9 protein-coding genes are annotated in these 5,398 nt (G+C 46.2%); 5 read left to right on the top strand and 4 right to left on the bottom strand.

Going from position 1 to position 5,398, the window contains the following annotated elements; all coding sequences use genetic code 11:
• Together H595_RS0119260 and H595_RS0119255 are read right to left on the bottom strand one after the other, a co-directional pair.
• Positions 1 to 273: transposase (locus tag H595_RS0119260; protein ID WP_027672612.1), on the bottom strand; the 273-nt coding region annotated here is incomplete at its 3' end.
• Positions 274 to 371: 98 nt separating this feature from the next.
• Complete coding sequence (locus H595_RS0119255; RefSeq protein WP_027672611.1) at positions 372 to 1,226, bottom strand: hypothetical protein; 855 nt, start codon at positions 1,224 to 1,226, stop codon at positions 372 to 374.
• A 326-nt stretch (positions 1,227 to 1,552) separates the two neighbouring features.
• Between H595_RS0119255 and H595_RS0119250 the strand changes: the two genes are divergently transcribed.
• Complete coding sequence (locus H595_RS0119250; protein ID WP_027672610.1) at positions 1,553 to 1,852, top strand: HigA family addiction module antitoxin; 300 nt, start codon at positions 1,553 to 1,555, stop codon at positions 1,850 to 1,852.
• Between the two features lie 168 nt (positions 1,853 to 2,020).
• On the opposite strand, the gene H595_RS0119245 is transcribed toward H595_RS0119250, so the two are convergent.
• Together H595_RS0119245 and H595_RS0119240 are read right to left on the bottom strand one after the other, a co-directional pair.
• Complete coding sequence (locus tag H595_RS0119245) at positions 2,021 to 2,494, bottom strand: type II toxin-antitoxin system YhaV family toxin (protein ID WP_240474952.1); 474 nt, start codon at positions 2,492 to 2,494, stop codon at positions 2,021 to 2,023.
• 2 nt (positions 2,495 to 2,496) lie between these two features.
• A complete protein-coding gene (locus tag H595_RS0119240) occupies positions 2,497 to 2,841 on the bottom strand; it encodes a type II toxin-antitoxin system PrlF family antitoxin (RefSeq protein WP_027672608.1) in 345 nt (114 codons plus the stop codon).
• Between the two features lie 240 nt (positions 2,842 to 3,081).
• On the opposite strand from H595_RS0119240, the gene H595_RS0119235 reads away from it, so the two are divergent.
• The 4 genes from H595_RS0119235 to H595_RS0119220 all read left to right on the top strand — a co-directional run bounded on the left by H595_RS0119235 (position 3,082) and on the right by H595_RS0119220 (position 5,314).
• Positions 3,082 to 3,339: a type II toxin-antitoxin system ParD family antitoxin gene (locus tag H595_RS0119235; RefSeq protein ID WP_027672607.1), complete on the top strand. Its 258-nt coding sequence runs from the start codon at positions 3,082 to 3,084 to the stop codon at positions 3,337 to 3,339.
• A gap of 4 nt (positions 3,340 to 3,343) precedes the next feature.
• The gene (locus H595_RS0119230) at positions 3,344 to 3,664 is read left to right on the top strand and encodes a type II toxin-antitoxin system RelE/ParE family toxin (protein WP_027672606.1); all 321 of its coding nucleotides are present in this window, start codon (positions 3,344 to 3,346) and stop codon (positions 3,662 to 3,664) included.
• A gap of 125 nt (positions 3,665 to 3,789) precedes the next feature.
• Complete coding sequence (locus H595_RS0119225; RefSeq protein ID WP_240474951.1) at positions 3,790 to 4,596, top strand: PhzF family phenazine biosynthesis protein; 807 nt, start codon at positions 3,790 to 3,792, stop codon at positions 4,594 to 4,596.
• 412 nt (positions 4,597 to 5,008) lie between these two features.
• On the top strand, positions 5,009 to 5,314 hold the full coding sequence (locus H595_RS0119220; RefSeq protein ID WP_027672604.1) for a type 2 periplasmic-binding domain-containing protein: 306 nt from the start codon (positions 5,009 to 5,011) through the stop codon (positions 5,312 to 5,314).
• Positions 5,315 to 5,398 lie beyond the last annotated feature (84 nt).

The following is a 5,398-nucleotide window of genomic DNA, read 5'->3' as shown; positions in this document are numbered from 1 at the left end:
GAAGGTGCTATTGCGGTCGCGCGGGACTTCCAGCTCTATTTCACCATGCACAGAGCGCACAGTTTTACTGGTTTTACCGTTGCGGGAATTACCGGTTTTTTTACCGGCCGGGTCATGTTTGGCGTAACCAAGATGGTGTTCCATCTCAGCTTCAAGGGCTCGTTCAGCAAGCTTTTTGGTCAACTGGCGCAATAGGCCTTGCTCGCCCATCAGATCTTCAGGAGATTTGCAGTCAGCTAACAGCTGATCCAGTAATTGGTCTGTAATTGGCATTCTTTATCCCTTCTAAGGAGTTAGATAGAATGCCACTTACACAGTTTTTTTTACAGACTCTACCAATATGGCTCCTTTGCCTGGGCTATCAATATCTTTTAAGAGTAAATATTTAGCTTCAGCAACTGATGCTGATTTCCAGCCTGCTGCCAGCGAAAGGTTAATGCTTTAGAACAGTATTGCTCTACGTCCATCTCAACGGATATATCGCCCAGCGTATCATCCCTAATTACCCATGACAGTACTGTACCCTTTATCACCGGTTCACCAAGCAACTCATATAGATATTCACTGTTGTCATTGAATCTTCCCCAGTCGGAAAAGGCTTCTGTTATTGGTTTAGGAATTGCTCCGGCAATCTTTCCAGTTGAAACGGAAACGCCATTTACTGTGTATACGAACTGCTGTGAATCTATTTTACCGAGCTGACAGGTATTTTCCCGATTCTTATTGCTTGCAAAGTAACCAGATGGAACTAACAGATCATAATTTAGTGTGTATGTTTCTACCCCGAAGCCAAGAATCTGAATGTTTGAAAGACATCCTTTGTATTTCTGTATTTGCATTGATGTATATTGGTTTTTGTTGTCTGTTCTTCGCAATGTAAAACCTTTAATTCCCATCAGCTCACCTATTTCAGGTTTTGAAGAAAATACTGCTCGCACTTGCTGATCACTGGCGTCGATTGGCAGTTGCATTGCTTTCGTAAAAAATGTTTTCTGCAAGTTAGGCAATTCGTCAGGTACGGATGTAACGTCTATTCGATCGCCCCAATTTACGTCTCGCTTATTTTCCTCTTTTATACCTTTATTAAACCAAAAGTGCTTTATTAAATAAGCATTTGATCCGCATTCAGTATCAGTGGATGCTGAGGAGGGCTGTACCAGAAACCATATCAGCATACCTAAAACAGGTAGAGCAAAGGCGATAGAAACTTTATTGACTACTTTCAATTTACAGACAACCCCAGTTCTTAATGGCAGATGACGAGCCTAACTTAGTAGCGCGTGCGCAAAATTGTTAACAAAAACAGAAGTATTATACATACGTTCGGGAGCAAATTGCTTTTGCTAATCAACAACGGTAATAATAAGACTTTATTCTGCAGGTCATGGCTTGCAGCTTATTGATTATCGATATGTGATTTTTCGCTTTTAAAAGGCGGTCGGGCCGGTCAGGATAGTATTCGTATAAACGAGCAGGGGCGGTTATGTTTTCGCTGGCATGACGGTAATGCATGGGACGTTGAAATTGTCGATTCTCACTAACGGGGGGAGTTATGTTTAAGAGCGGCATGCGCGCAGTACACCCTGGTGAAGTATCGCGTGAAGATTATTTGTTACCACTAAATATGAGTGCCAATGCGCTGGCGCAGGCGCTACGGGTAACACCGGCACGGATCAACGAAATAGTGCGTGAGAAACGCGGTGTTACTGCCGACACGGCACTTCGCCTGGCTCGCTATTTTGGCGGCGATGCCCAAAGCTGGCTTAATCTGCAGGCGATATACGACCTTAAACTGGCTGAGCAACTAAGTGGTGAGCAAATTAGCAAAGACATTTCACCTTATGCAGCTTGAACGTAAACATAGGATGGGTTGCGGGGTCATAGGTTATAGGTTGCGGGGTCAGGTCTTGATTTTTGCTACTTAAAAAAGGATCCCTGCCCTGAGTGCTAAGCAAGTTGTGCTAACAACTGCTGCGGGTTTCTTTGGTAGAGTGGAGCTGATACATCGCGGGGGCGTTTTCTAACGCGGGAGTTTCGCGCCTTTGGCTGCTTTTAGCAGTGCATCCCAATCATCCGGCGGATTACCTGACTTAAGCATCTTTGCGAACACTTTGTAAGCATCGGTTTTACTGGCAAATGCCCGCTTATTTTCTTCATCATTGACCCAGGCATAAACGATAATTTTTGCTTCAAGGTGGTATCTGAAAAATAACCGGTATTGCTGAAAAAATTTGGCCCGAAACCAATGCTTGTTGTTGTCGCCTAATGTTTTGCCCTGGCGGTAATCTGCCAGGGCTGGGTCTTGCGGAATAATGTCAAAGGCCAGCTTGTGAATAGCTGCCAAGCGTTTAGTATCATTTTTGCTGCGGTAGCCTTGTGGATCCTTTGCTTTTAACGCTTCTACTTTGTCTTTCAGTACCTGGTACTGCTGTGCAAAAAGAGGATGGGTATATAGCGTCCAGCCGTTAACTACCATCGGGACTTGATCAGGCAAGTTTATTCGTCCTCAGCTGATAATTCATCGGGCAGGGGTTCATCCAAATCAATATCAACATCTGCAACCAGCGATGCTACGCTCTGCTGCATACTGCTGGTTAGTGGCTGTAGTTTTTCCGGATGCTTCTGCATATCAAGCGCCAGAAATGACAAAAACTGGTCAAGAACCGGATCAGCTTCAACCGTTTCAGCACGCTGCATAAGCACACGGCCATCAGATTGGATGACATACTTAATCTTATCTTTTTTACCCAGCTGCAACGCCTGCCGCACAGGACCCGGTACTGTTGTCTGAAAACGGTCAGTCAGTGTTGATTCTGCTTCCAAAGCCGTTTGTGCAAGCATGATGGTCTCCACAGGTTCACGTTGGCTATGCTGGTTATTCTAGTGGCAGAATAATGGTAATGCAAATGCATTACCATTAGGATTTGTTGGGGTTGTAACGAAATTAGCGATGCAGTTGTCTACCTCTGAAGTTTTACCGCTGCTCTTCAGCAAAATAGTCGGATGTATGCTACAAAGATTGACAATCTTTGTAGTGACGCCTAGCATTATTGCTGTTAATGCTTAGCCTTGGAGGCCATTATGCATGTATCCCTGACGCCCGAATTAGAGTCGCGCATTAAAGCCAAAGTTGACAGTGGCTTGTATAACAACGCTAGCGAAGTCATCCGCGAAGCTTTACGCTTTATGGATACTCATGAAGACTGGATCCACGAAGTAAAACTGGCCCGCCTGCGTGAGCAACTAAAAGTTGGCACCGACCAATTGGACCGTGGCGAAGGTATTGCAATTGAATCAAAGGCTGCACTGGATGCACTGTTTGACGACATAAAAGGCTAAACAGATGCCAGCTTACAAACTCGTTATTGCGCCTACTGCTAAAAATGACTTGAAAGACATCTACCAGTACGGACTTCGGCAGTGGGGGCAAGCCCAATCAGATAGCTATCTGTCGGTCATTAGAAATCAACTTTGGTTACTAACAGAACAACCGCTAATCGGCGTCGAGCGTCCAGAACTTTTACCTCATACTAGAAGCTTACCCATTCAAAGCCATATCTTGTTTTACCGGATTACTGCCAACCAGATTGAAATTATTCGCGTGCTGCACGGCCGACAAGACCCTCTGCGGCATATGCTTCCGTTCGCGACAGCGGCACGGTAGATAGGCTGTGCTTACAGCCGCCGCAGGTTTCTTTGGTGGAATAAGACAGATACATTAGCGTCGAGAATACGGTGGGTCTAGGCGGTCTGGAAGAAAATGATCTTTGATTTACTAAACAGGAGCTTGTGTTGGAACTAGATATTTTTATTGTTGATGCTTTTACCAAACAGCAGTTTAAAGGTAATTCTGCTGCGGTGGTGCCTCTACAACAATGGTTGTCGCCTGAGTTAATGCAAAACATTGCTGCAGAAAATAATCTTTCAGAAACCGCTTTTATCCGCGGTTTATCGGCCAATAAATATGAGATCCGCTGGTTTTCGCCGTTAACAGAAATCGACTTTTGTGGCCACGCCACCTTAGCGGCATCCTATGTGATATTTAATCATCTGGGTGGGCAGGGTGAAATTGAGTTTTTAACTTCGCAAGTGGGCGCACTGTGGGTTAATCAGCATAGTGACGGCAGAATTGAAATGAGCTTTCCTAACCAATGCCCGCAAGTTGTTGCTCAGGTTCCGGCAGCGTTGTTAGCCGGTTTGTCTGTGAAACCAATGCAGGTATTAAAAAACCGCCAGGCCTATTTTGCCGTGATGGCATCGGAGCAGGATGTAAAAAGCCTGAGCTATGTTTCAGAGCAGCTGAAACAGTTAGCCCCTTATGATGTGGTGGTTACCGCCAAATCCAGTGCCATCACAAATGAGTATGATTTTATCTCACGCTATTTTTGGCCTGCAAACGGCGGCGATGAAGACCCGGTAACCGGGTCCATTCATGCAGGCCTTACGCCTTACTGGGCGAAGCAACTGGCCAAAGATGAGTTGGTGGCGTACCAGGCATCACAGCGCGGCGGCATGTTATATTGCCGCCTTGCCGGTGAGCGGGTGTTAGTGTCAGGTTTTGCGGTGCTGTATTTAAAAGGCACCGCTTACATCTAGCGACACTATTAGTCTTGCACTTTTACTGCACCATAAACTTGCGTTCCCCTCTGCGGCACGGTTGACAGGCCGTGTTTAAAGCTGCCGCAGGTTTCCACAGGATCGGTAGAGGCATCGAGCTTGATGTCTTAAGTGGTGAACACACCCAGCGACACATCATCCACTTTATGCTTGCTACAACCTGCAAGCGTCAAAAGCAGTAATACCCTGTAAACAGGGCGCTGTCTCTATGGTTATAGTGGGCAGATCAGATTGTCGTTTCAACTGCTGTTTTGGTCCATCCTTGTGTCGTGCGTTTGCCAGCATTAAGCCGCGGAAATACCTGCTAATATCTGTTGCACTGTGACTTTCTTGCAGTTCTGTTATGCTGTATTTATGTTTACACAGCTTTCTCTGGCAAAGGTACTGACTTATGGCACTACGCTGGCTTGGCGCAATATTGATATGGTTTAGTCTGTGTATTCCTGCTATGGCACTGCAGCAGCCGCAACCGGAGCTTGAGTGGTGTCTGGATGATTACCCGGACCGGCATCATTACCCTGACCAGGGGTTACCCTATGGCCCTACGGTGGACTTTGTGCAAGAGCTCGCTACACGTGCTGGAATTCGTATTCGCTACAGCCCCAATACCCCTTTCGCCCGCTGCCTGCTGCTAATGGAGCAAGGTAAAACCGATCTGATGGTGAGACTGAATACAGACACTGAGCGCGAGCGTTAGTGCGTCAAGCAAAGCTTGATGCATCTTGCAGGGTGTAAGTCCCTGTCGGGTAAGGTGTAACTGACCACCCGTATCGAGTGTTGC

Source organism: Rheinheimera baltica DSM 14885, assembly GCF_000425345.1.
GTDB classification, from domain to species: Bacteria; Pseudomonadota; Gammaproteobacteria; order Enterobacterales; family Alteromonadaceae; genus Alishewanella; species Alishewanella baltica.
Note: the sequence above shows the minus strand (reverse complement) of the source record. Positions and strands in the feature narration are given on the sequence as shown.